Origin of the sequence: Murinocardiopsis flavida (assembly GCF_003014485.1) — a bacterium.
Taxonomy (GTDB): Bacteria; Actinomycetota; Actinomycetes; order Streptosporangiales; family Streptosporangiaceae; genus Murinocardiopsis; species Murinocardiopsis flavida.
Genome location: NZ_PYGA01000038.1, coordinates 39108 through 55383, shown reverse-complemented (window position 1 = coordinate 55383; position 16276 = coordinate 39108). Strand labels below are relative to the sequence as shown.

Sequence of the window (16276 nt, the reverse complement as noted above, 5' to 3'; positions counted from 1 at the left end):
CCGCCCGCGGAGTTCGAGGCCGATCACTACCAGCGGGAGTTCGGGTCAGCAGAGGATAGAGCGTTGGTTCCGAGCCTCTAAAGAACCCGGCACGGAACAGGGAGTCGCGGTACTCGCCGAGCCCGGGTACCTGATCGAGGTCGACGCGATAGCGGTGATCGATCAGCGGTCGGACGTGCCCTCGTCCGATCGATCAGCGGTCGGACGTGCGCTCGTCCCTCGTGGCACGGCCTCGCCAGCCCGGCCATCCGGTCGGCGCGCTCGATGGTCCTCCCGCGTAGGTCTCCTGTCGGGTCCGCGCGGAGCCGTGCGCGGAGCGGCGGATTCGTCCGGCACCTCACATTCCGCGGGGCTGTCCGGTCGAACAAGTAAGGCACCGTCCGGCACGCGGAGAGCCGTGCGGCGGCCCGCGGGTCCCTGGCCGGGAGGCCCCGCTTCGGGCATGCCGCCCAGGCGACCCAGGAGGCGCAGCCGCGGCGACCCCTGGGGATGCCGCCGCGGCGACCCCCTTCCGCCTCCGACCGTGAGAACGGCGCCGCACGGGGGATACCGAGAAATAGGGAGACCTTGCCATGTCCACACCCACGGCAGCCGACCTGCCAACGGGGCAGGACGACATCCAGTCGCCCCCGCCCGACCTCACCACGGTGTTCCCCGAGATCGCGGCGCTCTCCGAGGCCGCGCACTACGCCCTCCGCAACGGCCGGGTGCCGCAGACCACCATCGGCCTGATGCAGCTCCGCGCCTGGCAGGTCGTCGGCGGCACCTTCCACTCCATCGGGTCGACCCGGCAGCTGCGCGCGGCCGGTGAATCGGAGGCGCGCATCACCGCCGTCGCGACGTGGCGGGACGCCCCCTACTTCACCGGCGCCGAACGAGTGGCGCTGGAGCTCGCCGAGGCTGTCCTCGCCCCGAACCCGTTCGGGGAGCGAGTGTCCGACGAGCTGTTCACGAGGGCGGCCGCCCACTACGACGACGCGGCGCTCTGGACGCTGACCATCGCGCTCGGCCAGTTCTACCTGTTCGTCCCGGTCGTCCTCGTCGGCAGGCCGATCCCCGGCAGGCGGCCCGGCACGAACCACGGCAGCTGAGCCGCCAACGGGCACGGGGCGGTCCGGTGTTCCGGTGTACCGGCGCTGTGACCGCGCCGGGCACTCCGGCCCCCCGGCCCCTCGGGCATCCCGGCCCCTCGGGCATCCTTGGCCCCGGGCACTCCGGGCGCGGCCGGTCCAGCCAACTACAGCGGAAAGGCAAGCGCGATGGCCGAAGCCGCCGATGCCCGTCGGACCCGTCGGACACCGCACCGGGCGCGTGGCCGGGTGGTACTGGGGGTGCTGCGCTGGGTCGCCGCAGCGCACACCGCCGCGATCCTCGCCCAGCCGGTGTTCGCCGGCCGGTACCTGATCGGCGACTACGACATGCTGGCGCTGCACACGCTGGGCGCCGACGTGGTCACCTACCTCGCGCTGGTGCAGCTGGTGCCCTCGGCGCTGCTCTGGTGGCGTGTCGGGACGCGCTGGCCGTTCTGGGCGGGCCTGCTGCTGTTCACGTGCGAGTCCGGGCAGTACTTCGCCGGGCTGTCCGGCGCGCTGGACCTGCATGTCCCGCTCGGTGTCGCGCTCGCCGTGTTCGCGTCGCTCATGCTGGTCGGGATCTGGCGGACGGACGGGGCGGCGCCGGAGGTACTGCCATGAGCGGGCCGTCCCGGCGCCGGTTCCTCGGCCTGGCGGGCGGGGCGGGCGTGCTGCTCGCCGCGGGGGCCGCCGGGCCGCGGCTGGTCGGGCGCGCCGCGGCGACAGGGGAACTCCTCGGCAGCGCGGTGCCGCTGCCCGCGCCGTTCCAGGTCCCGCTGCCGGTCCCGGCCGTGCTGGCGCCGGTCGCGAAGGACGCGGACGCCGACCGGTACGAGATAGTCCAGCGGCAGACCACAGCGGAGATCCTGCCCGGGCTGCGCACGCCGATCTGGGGATACCAGGGCACCTTCCCCGGGCCGACCATCGAGTCCCGCAGCGGCCGGACCGCGGTCGTCCGGCACCGCAACGAGCTCCCGGTGCCGACGGTCGTCCACCTGCACGGCGGCCGCACCCCGCCGGACTCCGACGGGTACGCCACCGACCTGGTGCTGCCCGCCGACGGCACGCACGCGGCGTTCTCCCATGGCGGGCACACGGGAATGCGCGACCCGGACGCGACGGTCACCCGGGGCGAGCGCGAGTACCGGTACCCGTTGCGGCAGCAGGCGGCGACGCTCTGGTATCACGACCACCGGATGGACTTCACCGGGCCGGCCGTCTACCGCGGCCTGGCAGGGTTCCACATCGTCCGGGACGACGAGGAGGACGCGCTGCCGCTGCCGCGCGGCGAGCGGGAGCTGCCGCTGATGATCACCGACAGGGCGTTCGCCGCGGACGGCTCGATGCGCTACCCGTCCGTCGACCCGTCGCTGACCACCCTGCCCGGCGTCGAGGAGCCCTACGTCGAGGGGGTGCTCGGCGACGTCATCCTGGTGAACGGCGCGCCGTGGCCGGTGGCCGAGGTGTCGGCGGCCCGGCACCGGCTGCGGGTGCTCAACGCGTCCAACGCCCGCCGCTACGACCTCGCGCTCGACCCGCCGCCGCCCGGCGGCGGGGCCTTCACCCAGATCGGCGCGGACCAGGGGCTGCTCGCCGCGCCGCGCGTGCACGGGCACCTGCCGATCGCCCCGGCCGAACGCTACGACCTGGTCGTGGACTTCGGCCGGTACCCGGTCGGTACCGAGGTCACCCTGGTCAACCGGCTCGGTACCGGGACGACGGCCCGGGTGATGCGGTTCCGTGTCGCCCGGCGCGGCGCCGAGGACAGCCGCGTCCCGGACCGGCTCGCCGACGTCGCCCCGCTCGACCGTGCACAGGCCGCCGTGACCAGGGATTTCTCCTTCCGCGGCGGGCGGGTCGGCGACCGGCACGGCTGGACGGTCAACGGGGAGCCGTACGCGCCCACCCGGATCGACGCCCGGCCCCGGCTCGGCGCCGTGGAGATCTGGCGCTTCGTGGCGGACCTGCACCATCCGATCCACCTGCACCTGGTGCACTTCCACGTGCTCTCCCGCGGCGGCCGCGCGCCCGGGCCCTACGACGCCGGCCGCAAGGACACCGTCGACCTGCGCCCCGGCGAGGCGGTGGAGGTGATCGCCCGGTTCGACGGCTACCGCGGCCGCTACATGTTCCACTGCCACAACGCCGAGCACGAGGACATGGGCATGATGGCCAACTTCGCGACGGTCTGACCGGCCGTGTTCCCGGCCGCCGCGGGAGGCTCAGGCCGCGGGGACCCCGGCCGCCGCGAGGGCCTCGGCCGCGACGGCCGGGACCGCCGGGCGCGGTGCCCCCGCGGCCGGGAGTCAGCCCATGCTCTTGGCGCCGTCGAGGGATTCGCGGATGATGTCGGCGTGGCCGGCGTGCTGCGCGGTCTCGGCGGCGATGTGCAGCAGCACCCTGCGGGCCGTCCACCGCGCGCCCGGCTCGTTCCAGGGGGCCTCCGGCAGCGGGTGGTCGGCGTCCAGGTCGGGGAGCGAGGCGGCGAGCTCGTCGGTGCGGCGGGCCACGTCCTCGTAGGCGGCCAGGACGCCGGCCAGGGTCTCCTCGGGGAGCAGCCGGAAACCGTCGGTCCACTCGGCCATGTCGGCCTCTGACATCTCCGTGAAGTCGCCCATGGCCGACGGGCCGTTCAGGATGAAGTCGCCCCAGTTCGACTCGACCGCTGTGACGTGCTTGATCAGCCCGCCGAGGCACAGCTCGCTGGCGGTGGTCCGCTGCCGGGCCTGGTCATCGGTGATCCCGCGGGTGGTGTAGCGCAGGAAGTGGCGGTTCTGCGCCAGGGTCGACAGCAGGTCGGCGCGCTCCCCGGGAAGGGCGGGCGTGTTCTCTGCTGCGTGTGCGGTCTGCTGGTCGACGGCCATGGTCGGTGCCTTTCATCGCTGCTGTTCGCGTGTCACCACGAACGTTAGAAGCCGTCTAGGCCAGTTCATGACCTAGATGACCCGCTGCGTAAAATCGGCACCGATGGGATCCCGGGTGCAGGCGCCAGAGCATGCGGCCGCGACGGTGGCGGTGGCGGTGGCGGTTCTCGACCGCAGCGACACCCGCACCTGACCGCGCCGGCGGCGTGCCGCCGGCGCGGCGGTTCTAGGAGGTCTCCGTGGTGGGTGCGGCCGCGGTGCCCGGCGCCCCGGTGGTCCGACCGCCGCCGGCGTGGGCCAATGCGCTGGGTGTGCGGCGCCCGACGATCGCCGGGGCCTCGTGGACGAGCGTGTCGTCGGTGAGGGCCGCCACCATGAACAGGGCGAAGTCCACGCGCCGGGTCCGGTTGCTCGCGAGGGCGGGGTCGCCGACGTGGCGGCGCCACACGGGCAGCCCCTGGCTCTCGCCCTCCTCGAGGTCGCTCCCGCGGACGACGGTCCACCGCCGGTCGCTGGCGAAGATCCGCCGGCACGCCGCCACCTGGTCGTCGACGTCGACGACGCGCGCGAGGCGGGCGAGCACGCCGACGACCCGGACGGTCGCCCTGAACAGCAGGGAGTACCGGTCGCCGCCGTCGCGGGCGACGTGCCAGCCGCACGAGAAGACCAGGCGCGCGTCGGGCTCCGCGTGGTCGAGCACCGCCTGCGCCGTGCCCGACGAGTACTGCCGCACACCCCACGGGACCAGCACCGTCAGCACGCCGTCGCATCCGGCGACCGCCCGCCGGATCACCTCGCTGTCGTTGGTCGGCCCGGGGACGACCGTCATGCGGCCCTCGAACTCGGCGAGTTTCGCCACGCTGCGTTCGCGGCACACGCCGACGACCTCGTAGCCGCGGTCCAGCGCTTGCCGGACCATGTACCGCCCGAGTTTCCCCGAGGCGCCGATGACGCAGATCCGCCGCATCCGGTCAGTGCTCATGTCGGGCTCCCGCCTCTCGCACCACCACTCTGACTTACTGTGTAAGTCAGGTTAGACTTACGCCGTAAGTCCGTCAAGGAAAAGGGCAACGGGAGGGCGCACCCATGCGCGAGCGCAGTACCGGCGGGCGCACGAAGCGGCAGCCGCTCAGCAGGGAGCGGGTGATCACCGCGGCGATGGCGCTGGCCGACGAGAAGGACACGGCCGGGGTCACCATGCGGGCGATCGCCGCCCGGCTCGGCGTCGAGGCGATGTCGCTCTACAACCACGTACCCAGCAGGGACGACATCCTCGACGGGATGGTCGACGCCGTGTTCGGCGAGATCGCGCTGCCCGCCCCCACCGCCGGCTGGAAGGAGGCCATGCACGACCGCGCCGCCTCCGCGCGCACCGTCCTGCGGCGCCACCCCTGGGCCGTGGGCCTGCTGGACTCCCGCAGCAACCCCGGCCCGGCGACCCTGCGCCACCACGACGCCGTCCTGGGCGCCCTGCGGGCGGGCGGTTTCTCCGTCGCGATGGCGGCACACGCCTTCTCGCTGATCGACAGCTACCTCTACGGCTTCGTCCTGCAAGAGCGGAGCCTGCCGTTCGAGAGCACCGCCGAACTCGACGACATCGCGGACGGCATCCTGAGCGCGCTGCCGACCGGCACCCACCCGCACCTCGCGGAGCTGATCACCGAGCACGCCAGCCGACCGGGCTACGACTACGCGGCCGAGTTCGAGTTCGGCCTCTCCCTCATCCTCGACGCACTGCGCCCCGACGAGGACCGCGGCGGCCCCCGAGAGGTGCCCGAACCGGATCGCGCCTGAGGACGCCCTGGCGAACGGGTCGAGGCCGGGGGCTCAGGCGGTCCGGCCGGGCACGTCCTCGGCGCCGGGTGCCGGCCGGACCATCGTCCGCTGGTGCACGCGCCCGCCGTTGTGCCGGAGGCCGGGCACAATCGGTGCCGGGCCGTGCGCGACGAAGCCCATGCGCTCGAAGAACCGCACCGCCCGGGCGTTCTCGACCAGGGTTTGCAGGTGGCAGCCCGGCGACCCGATGTCGCTGAGGCGGCCGAGCCACCCGCGCATCAGGCCCTCGGCGGCACCGGTGCCGCGCGCCTCGGGCGCGACGTTGATGTGCAGGTGCGCCGGCCACCTGGGGTCGGCGAACCCGCCGGAAACGGGCCGCCCGCGCACCGCGGCCCAGCCCGCATCGGCCATGCTACGCGCGAAGAAGGCCGCGGGCCCGCGGCGGAGGACCAGGCGGTGGGCCCGCACCGCCCGCGCGATGCGCTCGCCGTCGTCGGGGAACGCCGCGCTGTCGGGGCAGCCCGTCAGGTAGCCCACCAGGGCCCCGTCGGCGACGGCGACGAACAGCGAGTCGGGCGCCAGGTCCATGTACGGGGCGAGGTAGACGGCGAGTTCGGATTCGGCGTGCCCCCACAGCGACGCGGTGGGGGCTCCCTCGCCCGCGCGCCGGGTCAGTGCGCGCAGCTCGGCGCGGTCGCCCTGCGCGAAGGTGCGGATCTCCACGACGCCTCCCGAGCATGCGATCCCTACCGTGTACAGGATATACGGAATCAAGGGACGCGGACCCGCCCCGGCGTCCGACGGCGCGCGGACCCGCCCCGGTGCCGGACGGCGCGGCGGACCCGGCCGTCCCGCCCGGACACTCCCCGACCTGCGCGGGCCGCGCGCCGCCTCACATTCCCCGTTGCCGCGTCGTCGGACAGCTGAGACACCGGACCGCCGGCCGCGAACCGGCGTCGAGATCGAGGAGGGACGACCGCCCATGTCCACACCCACGAGGACCCGACGCGGCAGCGTCACGGTCCTGCATGCCGCGATCGCCGTGCAGACCCTGGCCGTCCTCGTCCAGGCCGTCACCGCCGGACTGCTGCTGTCCGCATCCCACGGAATGGCGCTGCACAGTCTCGGAGCGCGTGCGCTGGTCGCCGCCGTGCTGCTGCACCTCGCCGCCGCGATCGTGGTGTGGCGGCAGAGCGGCGGCCCGCCCGGACCCGTCCTGCAAGCATCCGGTTTCCTGGCGGTCACGCTGGCGCAGATCGCGCTGGGCATCGCGGAGGTGACGGCCCTGCACGTCCCACTGGGCGTGGTGATGTTCGGCGGGAGCGTCCTCCAGCTCGCCCGGGCCGCGGCCGAGCGCCGCACGCGTGCGCCCGCATGACCGCCCGCGCCCCCGCACATCCCGCCCGGGCGTGCCGCCGGACCGGCTGAGACACCGTCCGGCGCACGCGAGCCCCCGACCCCCGGCCGGACCGCGTATCGCCGCCGAGCACCGCGTCGGACCGCGCGGCGGCCCCGCGACAGCGCACCCGTCCCGCCGGACCGCACGACCACCGCCGCAGAACCGAGAAGGGACGACCATGACCACACCAGCCACCGAACAGGACGCCTACGAGTCGCGCCTGCCCAACCCCGTCCCCCTCTTCCCCGAACTGGCGAGCATCGGGGCGGACATGGAAAAGGCGAGCCGGAACGCGGGGATCCCGCGCGCCACCGTCGGCCTGGTGCAGCTCCGCGCCGGACAGATCGTCGGCAGCACCTACCACTCCGTCCGGCAGGCCGGCCTCCTCCGCAGGGCCGGGGAACCGGAGGAGCGCATCACCGCCGTCGCGACGTGGCAGGACGCCCCCTACTTCACCGCAGCCGAACGGGTCGCGCTGGAGCTGGTGGAGGCCGTCCTCACCCCGAATCCGAGCGGCGAGCGCGTCCCCGACGAGCTGTACGCCAAGGCGGCCGCCCACTACGAGGAGAAGGAGCTCTGGGCACTCACCATGGCGATCAGCCAGATCTGCTTCTTCATCCCCGTCGCCCTCATCGCCAAGCCGATCCCCGGCAGGCCCCCGGGGCAGAACTACAGCAGGTAGCCGCGGGTCGGCCCGGCGCGGGCGCCGCCGGGCCGGGCCGACCGGGCACCGCGTTCGGCCTGGCACCGCGTTCGGGCGGGCCGCCGCGTTCGGGCGGGCCGCGAATGTGTCCCCCGCGTGTGCCACCGTGGTGGGCACCATGGACGACGCCGCGAACCGCCCGGACCGCCCCGCCGCCGAGCAGCGCGCGGCGGCCGAGCGCATCCGCGCCGCACGGGCCGAGGCCGCCGAGCTGGCGGCGAACCTGGAGCGGCAGTGGGACGCCGTCGTCGCGGCGGCCGCGTTCACCAACAACGACGACGAGCACGACCCCGAGGGCTCCACCCTCGCCTACGAACGCGAGCGCCTCACCGCGATGCGCGACCACGTCCGCCGCGAACTCGCCGGCCTCGACCGCGCCGCCGAGCGGCTGCGCGACGGCGCGTACTGGACGTGCGAGCGCTGCGGCGGGCCGATCGCGGCGGCGCGGCTGGACGCCCGCCCCGCGGCGCGGACCTGCATCGGCTGCGCGGCCGGGGCGCGCCGGTGACCCGGCGGCGGGAGCCCGCGGCCGCGCGGCCCTGCCGCACGCCGCGGTTCAGTCGGCGGGGAGCGCGCTCAGGGCGAGGCCGATGCTGTACGCCGCCGGCCACAGGATGTGTCCGGGCCGGACGTCCGGGCCGCACGAGCGCGAGCCGAGCCCGTGCTGGGCGGCGTCGAGGTACAGGTAGGTGCCCGCGCTGTCCGGCAGCTCGTGCGGGTGCGCCGCCGCGCTGAGCTCCTGCGCGGTGTGCCGGGCCGCGGTGAAGCCGACCTCGCTGCCGCCCACCGCGCGCACCCGCAGCCCCGGCACGGGGCCGGTGAGGCGCACCCACCGGGTCCCCGACCGGTGGCCGGTCTCCTGCGGCTTCGAGTACCGGACGCCCAGGTCGTCGATCGGGGCGCCGTAGGTGCCCACCAGCGCGGCCCGGCGGGAGTCCGGGTAGGACTCGTGCGGCCCGGTGCCGAACCACTCGGCCCCGCTCAGCGCCGCGGGCAGGTCCAGGCGCACCCCCAGCCGCGGCCACGGGCAGTCCCACTCCCCCGTGGGCACGGCGGTCAGGTGCAGGAACAGCTCCGCGCCGGCGGAGGTGTAGGTGGCGGTGACGTCCACCCCCAGCGAGGTGCCCGCCGCGCCGACCCGGGCGCGGACGACGAGCCGGTGGCCGTCGGCGCGCACCTCGGCCGTGCGGTGCAGCAGCCGGTCCAGGCCCCGATCGCGCCACTGCTTGGCCCACGACGGGACCTCGGTGCCGACCTCCGGCCCGTGGTCGTCGGGCAGGTAGGTGTGCGGTGCGGTGCCAAGGTCGTTGTCCGTGGGGGCGCGCCACAGTTCGAGCAGCGGACCCGCGACCTCCGCGTCGCCCAGCCGGAGCAGCCGGCCGGTGTCCGGGTCGAACCGGGCGGGGCCGAGCGCGAGCCCGCCCGCCCCGCGCTCCGGCCGCACCGCGCGCGCCGGGCCCGGTGGCAGGGCGCCGTGCGGGCGCGCCGCCCGGCCGCGCTGCGGCGCGGTGGTGCAGTCGACCTGGTGGGCGGCCACCACGTGCCCGGCGGGCGCCCACGCGGTCTCCTCGGCCAGTTCGGCGGTGATGGTCAGCCACACCTCGCCGCCGTCCGCCGCGCGCAGCGCCGACAGGAGTGCGGGCGGGGCGTCGGCCCCGGCGGATCCCTGCGGCGGCACCGCCTTCACGGGCACCTCGCCGCCGCCCGCTGTGCGGCCGTCGACCTGGACCTCCCACCGGACGCGCAGGTCGGCGGTGTCGGCGCTGTGCCGCCGGCTGGTCAGGACGATCCGCTCCTCGCCGGGGTCGAACGCGAGCCGGACCGGGGCGGCGACGGCGGCGAACTCGGCGAGGCCGGGCGAGGGGGTGTCGTCGGACAGCACCAGCCCGTCCATGACGAAGTTGCCGTCGTGGACGGGTTCACCGAAGTCCCCGCCGTAGGCGAAGTACCCGGTGCCGTCGGGGGTGCGGGTGCGCAGCCCGTGGTCGCGCCACTCCCAGACGAATCCGCCGTGCAGGCGCGGGTGCCGGTCGAACAGCTCCTCGTAGGCGTCGAGGGCGCCGGGGCCGTTGCCCATGGCGTGGGCGTACTCGCACAGGACGAAGGGGCGGCGGCGCAGCCGGGCCGCCTGGGCGGGTGCGGCGAACCGGATGGGGCCGGACTCCGCGCCGATGGCGGCGCACTCCTCCAGCGTGGCGTACATCCGCGAGTACACGTCGGTGTAGTCCCCGGTGTAGTCGCCCTCGTAGTGGACGGGGCGGCCCGGGTCGCGCCCGTGGACCCAGGCGGCCATGGCAGCGAGGTTGCGGCCGGTGCCGGACTCGTTGCCCAGCGACCACATGATGACGCTGGGGTGGTTCTTGTCCCGTTCGACGGTGCGGGCGATGCGGTCGAGGCAGGCGTCCGCCCACCGCGGGTCGTCGCCGGGGTTGTCGCGCCAGCCGGCCTGCTCGAAGCCGTGCGTCTCCAAATCGCACTCGTCGATGACCCAGAAGCCCAGCTCGTCGGCGAGGTCGAGCACACCGGGGTGCGGCGGGTAGTGGCTGGTGCGGATGGCGTTGACGTTGTGCCGCTTCATCAGCTCCAGGTCGGCGCGCGCGTGCTCGGCGTCGAAGACCCTGCCCCGGTCGGCGTGGATCTCGTGGCGGTTCACGCCGTGGAACGCCACCGGGCGGCCGTTGACGGTGAACCGGTCGCCCTCGATGCGCACCGTGCGGAAGCCCACGAGCAGGGCCGCCCGCTCCCCCGCCGCGGTGACGACCGCCTCGTAGCGGCGCGGGTCCTCGGCGCTCCACGGCCGCACCGCGCCGACGTCGACGGCCCCGACGTCCTCGGCGCGCTCCCACCGGTGCGCCACCCCCAGCTCGGGGATCTCCAGCACGACGGGGTAGGCCGCCGCGGGGGCGTCGATCTCCGCCGCCAGGCGCCCGGTCCCGGTGGCGTGGTCGTACTCCGCGCGCAGCCAGACGTCGTCGAGCCGGGCCGCGGGCCGCGCGAGCAACGTGACCTCGCGGAAGATGCCGGGCAGCCACCACTGGTCCTGGTCCTCCAGGTAGCTCGCCGACGACCACTGGTGGACGCGCACAACGAGCAGGTTCTCCCCGGTGCGCACCGCGCCGGTGACGTCGAACTCCTGCGCCAGGCGGCTGCCCTTGCCGACGCCGACCTCGGCCCCGTTCAACCACACCCGGTAGGCGGACTCCACGCCGTCGAAGCGCAGCAGCACCCGCTCCGCCTCGGACCACGCCCCGCCGGCGGGGACCGTGAAGCGGCGGCGGTGGTCGCCGGTGGGGTTCTCGGTGGGCACCCGGGGCGGGTCGACGGGGAACGGGTACCGGACGTTGGTGTACCAGGGGCGCCCGTAGGCGCCGTCGCCGTGCAGCACCCAGTGGGAGGGGACGGGCAGCTCGTCCCACGCGGCGTCGTCGTAGTCCGTGCGCCAGGTCTCCTCGCCCGGGTCGGCGGTCGGCCCCAGCCGGAACCGCCACCGGCCGCCGAGGTCGAGGGCCGCCGCGTCGGTGCGCAGGCGGGCGCGCGGTGCGGTGCGCGCACCGGCGCCGGGCGAGTAGTCCTCGTAGTAGGGCAGCTGCGTCACTGATGGTCCTCCAGGGTCGGTCCGCCGAGGTGCGTCGGGTTCGTTCCGGGCCGGTCCGGTGGCTACTCCTTGACCGCCCCCTCGGTGAACCCGCCCCGCCAGAACCGCTGGAGGACGAACATGGCCGCCACCAGCGGAACGGTCGAGACCAGCACTCCGCCGGTGGTCAGCTCGTAGAACTCCGGGAGCCGCTCGACCTGGGCGTACCAGTTGTTCAGGCCCAGGGTCAGCGGGTACAGGTCGGGGTCGGCGAGCATGATCAGCGGCAGGAAGTAGTTGTTCCAGATGCCGACGAGCTGGAACAGGAACACCGTGACCATGGCGGGCACCATGGCGCGCAGGCCCAGTGTGGCGAAGATGCGCATCTCGCCCGCGCCGTCGATCCGGGCCGCCTCGATCACGGTGTCGGGGACGGTCGCCGCGGCGTAGATCCGGCACAGGAAGAGCCCGAACGGCGACACCACCGAGGGGATGAGCACACTCCAGTAGGAGTTGGTCAGGCCGAGCTCGCTGAACAGCAGGAACAGCGGCAGCGCCGTGGCGGTCGCGGGAACCAGCACGCCGCCGAGGACCAGCCCGTACACGGCCTCGCGCCCGCGGAAGGCGTACTTCGCCAGCGCGTATCCGCCGGCCGCTGCGAAGAGGGTGGCGACCAGGCCGCCGATTCCGGCGTAGAGGACGCTGTTGGCGAACCAGCGCAGGAAGATCCCGTCGTCGTAGGTCAGGACGCGGGTGACGTTCTCCGTGAGGTGCGTGGTGGGGGCGAACCAGAACCCGTTGGTGGTGAACAGGTCTTCGGTGGTCTTGGTCGCCGCCACCACGATCCAGTAGGCGGGGACCAGGAAGTACACGCTGACGACCACCAGGATCCCGGTGACCAGGATCGTGGAGCCCGCGTTGGCGCGCCGCTGCCGGGGGTCCGCCGCACGGGCACCCGCCCTGTCCTTCGCACTCACCGCCGCCCCGCCTTCCGGTTGCTCAGGTAGAGGAACGCGTACGACAGGACGAACGCGGCGAGCGCGATGAGCACGGCCTGGGCCGCCGCCACGTTGTACTCGTTGTAGTTGAACGCCGAGTTGTAGGCCGCGAGGTTGGGCGTGTAGTCGTTGTTGATCGCGGGCGACACCTCACGCAGGATCTTCGGCTCGGCGAAGATCTGGAGGGTGCCGATGATCGAGAACACGACCGTGAGCATCAGCGCCGGGCGGATGAGCGGGAGCTGGATCGACCGGGCGATCTGCCACGGCCCGGCGCCGTCGACGCGCGCCGCCTCGTACAGGTCGCCGGGGATCGCCTTGAGCTGGGCGACGATGATGAGCGTGTTGTAGCCGGTGTAGGTCCAGGTGACGATGTTGGCGATGGACCACAGCACCGTGGACGGCCCCAGCACGTCCACGGTGATCCCCAGGCTCTCGGCGAGGTCGAGGAACGGGCTGAGGCCGGGCACGTACAGGAACGACCACAGGATGGTCGCGATGACGCCGGGCACCCCGTAGGGCATGAAGTAGGCCGCGCGGAAGAACCGCGGCCACTTCGCCGACGCCGATTCGAGCAGCAGCGCGAGCACCGTCGCCAGCGCGATCATCAGCGGGACCTGCACGGCGCCGAACAGCAGCACCCGGCCGATGGAGGCGGTGAACTCGGGGTTGCCCAGCGCCTTGGCGTAGTTGTCGAAGCCGGCGAAGGACGTGGTCGCGCCGTCCTCCCCGAAGAGCCCGGACAGCCGGACCCGGGTGAAGCTCTGCCAGACGGCGTAGAGGATCGGCAGCAGGAAGGCGAGGGTGAAGAAGGCGAGGAACGGCGTGAGCAGCAGCCAGGGGGCCGCCTTCTGCGCCTTCACAGCGACCTCGCGCTCAGGCCCTTGTCGCGGAGCATCCGCACCGTGTCCCGCTCGGTGCGGGCGCACGCCTCCATGAGGGTGATCTCGCCGGTGAGCCGGCGCCGGAAGTTGTCGGCAAGGTTGTCGAAGACCTGCTGGACAACGGGGCTCCAGATCCAGTCGGGGTTCTGCCGCCGCGACGCGGGAACGAAGACCTCCTCGTTGTAGCGCTGCCCGCCGAAGAACTCCGACGCCTGCCGCCGCCGGGTCCCGATGTGGTCGGGCGCCGGTGTCCAGCCGATGCCGGAGTGCTCGATCATCGCGTCGATCCCCGCGGGGTCGGTGGTCATCCACACGCTGAAGTCCAGGGCCTCCTGCGGGTGCGCGGAGTTGGCGAGGACGGCGGCCGTCGACCCGCCGAGCTGGGTGGAGCCGTAGCCGGTGCCGGACCAGGTGGGCATGGGCGCCACCCGCCACAGGCCCTCGGTGCCCCCGGTGCCCTGGATGAGCGCGTCGGCCCACGACGCGCAGGTGATCGCGCCGATCCTGCCGTCGGCCGCGGCGGCGAACCAGCCGGGGGAGAACATCCCCAGCGAGGTCTCGACCAGGTCCCGCTCGATGGCCCTGTCGAAGTGCTCGGCGACCATCATGGTGGCGTCGTCGGTGAGGTCGACCGCCCACCGGTCGCCGTCGATCTGGAACCAGGCGGCCCCCGCCTGGGCCGCGATGGCGGCGAAGAGCGAGGTGTCGCTGACGTAGAAGCATTCGAGGTAGCGGTCGGCGGCGCGGTACTCCGCCGAGAGGTCGGTCCACTCCTGCCAGGTGCCGGGCGGTTCGGCGCCGATCTCGTCGAGGAGGTCGGAGCGGTGGAAGAACGCGCAGGGCCCGGAGTCCTGGGGGGCGCCGTAGACGCCGCCGTTGAAGCCGACCTGGCTGACAAGCGTGGGATCGTACTTGTCCGCGTGGCGGTCGAACCCGTAGCGCGACAGGTCGACGAGGCCGTTGACGAGCATGAACGCGGGGATCTGCCGCATCTCGATCTGCGCGATGTCGGGCCCGCCCCCTGCTGCGAGTGCCGAGAACATCGACTGGTAGCCGCCGTCGTTGCCGGGCTGCGACCACACGGCCTCGACCTGGACGCGGGGGTGCGCCGCGTTCCAGACGTCGCAGACGCGCTGCAAGTCCTTCAGCCACGACCAGTAGGTGAGGTGCACGGTCTCGCCGGGCCCGGCGCGCGGGATGAGCGGCGGCTGGCCGGCAGGGCGGGCCCCCGTCCCGCACCCGGCCAGTGCGGCCACCGCGCCCGCTCCGACACCGGCCCGCAGAAGGTTGCGGCGCGACAGTCGGGCCATGCGTCCTCCAGACTCCGGGGGCCGGGGCACGGCCGGAGTGGGGGTACGCGCGGCGCCCGGCCGCACGTCCGCCGCCCGACCGGTGCTCACGGTGGCAGACCTGGTGCGTCTGAAACAGAGCGTCCGAAAACATCCGAACGTTTCTGATCAGAAACACGCATATCATCCGCACTGCGGCGATCTGATGTCAATAACGCCGATCAAATTCGATCGAAATGTCGGATTCGGCTGCGCGGCCGCGGCCCGCCGGTCCCTCAGGCGGCCGCGCCGTCGGGCGGACCGCCGCGCCAGGTGGGCAGCGGGTCCCGGCCGAGGGCGACCCCGACCGCGGCTTCGGCCGCCAGCGTGGTCGACTCCAGGGTGGGGATGGGCGACTGGGCAGGTGAGACAAGCAGCGGGAACTCGGTGCAGACCAGCGCGACGGCCTCGCAGCCGGCCGCCTCCAGGCCCCGGATGACGGCCACGAACTCGGCGCGGGCGGCGTCGGTGAAGAGTCCGTGGGTCAGCTCGCCGAAGGTGAGTTCCTGGATCCGGTCCCGGCTCGCCGCGTCCGGGACACCGGCCGAAATCCCGTGTGCCGCCAGGACCCGGGGGTACAGGTCCGCCTCCATCGTCCAGCGGGTGCCGAGGATGCCGACGCGCCGGTACCCCGCGGCAGCGGCGTGCCGGGCCACGGCCTCGGCGATGTGCAGCCCCGGCAGCGCCAGGTCGGCGCCGTCCCGCTCCAGTGCGAGATGCGCGGTGTTGTCGGGGCAGACGAAGAAGTCGCAGCCCGCTGCGGCGAGGCGGGCCGCGCTCGACGCGAGGACGGCCCGGACCGCGTCGTGGTCGCCGTCCTCCCACGCGGGCATGCTCCGGCCCATCGCGATGCAGTCCATGGTGACGTCGGGGTGCTCGTGCTCGCCGAGTTCGGCCATCGCCGTCTCGCAGAAGTGCCCGAAGCACAACGCGGCGCCGGGGACGCTGTGCGCCAGGATTCCCGCGTGCTGCACGACGACCACTCCCCCGTACCGGCGTGCTCCGAAGGATGCGGACCGCCCGAGCCGAAACCGCTCGACGCGCGGTCCTTGTCGAAGCGGCTCACTCATTCCCGCTATGCCCCGGCCTGAACCCGTGTCGGCCGTACCGACGTGGGGCGCGCCCGGGCTTCGGCGTCCCGCAACGGCGCCGCGGCGCGGCCGCGGCGCGGGCCGCTCGGCAGAACCGCCGCCGACCACTTGCATGATGCAATCGGTCGGCAGTAGCCTCAATGTAGTTGCATTTCACAATCAGTTCGCCGCTGCGCCGACGGAACCGGCCGGGCCGCGGCATGGGAGGCGTCATGACGATCACGCGGGTATTGGCGCAGGCGGCAGTGGACGACCTGGCAGTGGCGGAACGGTGGTACACGCTGCTGTTCGACCGCGGCCCGGACACGCGGCCCATGGACGGCCTGATCGAGTGGCACCTGTCCGGCACCTTCGGCGTCCAGGTCTGGGCGGAGCCGGACCGCGCCGGGAAGTCGGCGGTCGTGCTGGACGAGTCCGACCTCGACGGCCTGGTGGCGCATCTGGACCGGGCGGGGATCGCGCACCCCGGCCCGAGTGACGCGAGCTCCTCGCGGATCCTGCCGCTCGAGGACCCGGACGGCAACCGCGTCGTCTTCACCGGCGCCTTCGCGGGCCCCACCGGCTGACGGCGGCGGCCCTCGCCCGC

Annotated in this window: 16 protein-coding genes; 8 read left to right on the top strand and 8 right to left on the bottom strand. The window is 73.8% G+C overall.

Annotated elements, in window-relative coordinates; genetic code table 11:
- Window positions 1-572: 572 nt before the first annotated feature.
- The 3 genes from CLV63_RS31565 (at window position 573) to CLV63_RS31555 (ending at window position 3265) form a co-directional block, all read left to right on the top strand.
- A complete protein-coding gene (locus CLV63_RS31565; RefSeq protein WP_106586903.1) occupies window positions 573-1091 on the top strand; it encodes a carboxymuconolactone decarboxylase family protein in 519 nt (172 codons plus the stop codon).
- A 228-nt stretch (window positions 1092-1319) separates the two neighbouring features.
- Window positions 1320-1694: a hypothetical protein gene (locus tag CLV63_RS31560; protein ID WP_245929252.1), complete on the top strand. Its 375-nt coding sequence runs from the start codon at window positions 1320-1322 to the stop codon at window positions 1692-1694.
- The gene (locus tag CLV63_RS31555; protein WP_106586901.1) at window positions 1691-3265 is read left to right on the top strand and encodes a multicopper oxidase family protein; all 1575 of its coding nucleotides are present in this window, start codon (window positions 1691-1693) and stop codon (window positions 3263-3265) included. The genes CLV63_RS31560 and CLV63_RS31555 overlap by 4 nt, the downstream gene beginning before the upstream one ends.
- A gap of 114 nt (window positions 3266-3379) precedes the next feature.
- Here the strand turns inward: CLV63_RS31555 and CLV63_RS31550 are convergent, their stop codons facing one another.
- Together CLV63_RS31550 and CLV63_RS31545 are read right to left on the bottom strand one after the other, a co-directional pair.
- A complete protein-coding gene (locus tag CLV63_RS31550) occupies window positions 3380-3937 on the bottom strand; it encodes a DinB family protein (RefSeq protein ID WP_106586900.1) in 558 nt (185 codons plus the stop codon).
- A gap of 226 nt (window positions 3938-4163) precedes the next feature.
- Window positions 4164-4919: an NAD(P)-dependent oxidoreductase gene (locus CLV63_RS31545; protein WP_106586899.1), complete on the bottom strand. Its 756-nt coding sequence runs from the start codon at window positions 4917-4919 to the stop codon at window positions 4164-4166.
- A 104-nt stretch (window positions 4920-5023) separates the two neighbouring features.
- Between CLV63_RS31545 and CLV63_RS31540 the strand changes: the two genes are divergently transcribed.
- Window positions 5024-5731 carry a TetR/AcrR family transcriptional regulator gene (locus tag CLV63_RS31540; RefSeq protein WP_211301575.1) on the top strand — a complete coding sequence of 236 codons (708 nt, stop codon included), beginning with the start codon at window positions 5024-5026 and terminating at the stop codon, window positions 5729-5731.
- A gap of 33 nt (window positions 5732-5764) precedes the next feature.
- Here the strand turns inward: CLV63_RS31540 and CLV63_RS31535 are convergent, their stop codons facing one another.
- Window positions 5765-6436, bottom strand: coding sequence for a GNAT family N-acetyltransferase (locus tag CLV63_RS31535; protein ID WP_106586898.1), 672 nt, complete (start codon window positions 6434-6436; stop codon window positions 5765-5767).
- 259 nt (window positions 6437-6695) lie between these two features.
- Here CLV63_RS31535 and CLV63_RS31530 point away from each other — a divergent pair, with 259 nt between their 5' ends.
- From CLV63_RS31530 to CLV63_RS31520, 3 genes are all read left to right on the top strand, one after another.
- Window positions 6696-7091 (top strand): hypothetical protein, encoded by a 396-nt coding sequence (locus CLV63_RS31530; RefSeq protein ID WP_106586897.1) that lies wholly within the window; start codon window positions 6696-6698, stop codon window positions 7089-7091.
- 199 nt (window positions 7092-7290) lie between these two features.
- Window positions 7291-7794, top strand: a complete 504-nt coding sequence (locus tag CLV63_RS31525; RefSeq protein WP_106586896.1) for a carboxymuconolactone decarboxylase family protein — start codon at window positions 7291-7293, stop codon at window positions 7792-7794.
- Between the two features lie 139 nt (window positions 7795-7933).
- Window positions 7934-8323 (top strand): TraR/DksA family transcriptional regulator, encoded by a 390-nt coding sequence (locus CLV63_RS31520; RefSeq protein ID WP_106586895.1) that lies wholly within the window; start codon window positions 7934-7936, stop codon window positions 8321-8323.
- A gap of 48 nt (window positions 8324-8371) precedes the next feature.
- Here CLV63_RS31520 and CLV63_RS31515 read toward each other — a convergent pair whose 3' ends face one another.
- The 5 genes from CLV63_RS31515 to CLV63_RS31495 all read right to left on the bottom strand — a co-directional run bounded on the left by CLV63_RS31515 (window position 8372) and on the right by CLV63_RS31495 (window position 15573).
- Window positions 8372-11410 (bottom strand): glycoside hydrolase family 2 TIM barrel-domain containing protein, encoded by a 3039-nt coding sequence (locus CLV63_RS31515; RefSeq protein ID WP_211301573.1) that lies wholly within the window; start codon window positions 11408-11410, stop codon window positions 8372-8374.
- A gap of 62 nt (window positions 11411-11472) precedes the next feature.
- Entirely contained in the window at window positions 11473-12366 is an 894-nt protein-coding gene (locus CLV63_RS31510; protein ID WP_106586894.1) for a carbohydrate ABC transporter permease, read from the bottom strand.
- Window positions 12363-13250 carry a carbohydrate ABC transporter permease gene (locus CLV63_RS31505; RefSeq protein ID WP_106586893.1) on the bottom strand — a complete coding sequence of 296 codons (888 nt, stop codon included), beginning with the start codon at window positions 13248-13250 and terminating at the stop codon, window positions 12363-12365. The genes CLV63_RS31510 and CLV63_RS31505 overlap by 4 nt, the downstream gene beginning before the upstream one ends.
- Window positions 13247-14581, bottom strand: a complete 1335-nt coding sequence (locus CLV63_RS31500; protein ID WP_106586892.1) for an ABC transporter substrate-binding protein — start codon at window positions 14579-14581, stop codon at window positions 13247-13249. The genes CLV63_RS31505 and CLV63_RS31500 overlap by 4 nt, the downstream gene beginning before the upstream one ends.
- Window positions 14582-14835: 254 nt before the next feature.
- Entirely contained in the window at window positions 14836-15573 is a 738-nt protein-coding gene (locus CLV63_RS31495; RefSeq protein WP_106586912.1) for an aspartate/glutamate racemase family protein, read from the bottom strand.
- A gap of 329 nt (window positions 15574-15902) precedes the next feature.
- On the opposite strand from CLV63_RS31495, the gene CLV63_RS31490 reads away from it, so the two are divergent.
- A complete protein-coding gene (locus CLV63_RS31490) occupies window positions 15903-16256 on the top strand; it encodes a glyoxalase (RefSeq protein ID WP_106586911.1) in 354 nt (117 codons plus the stop codon).
- Window positions 16257-16276 lie beyond the last annotated feature (20 nt).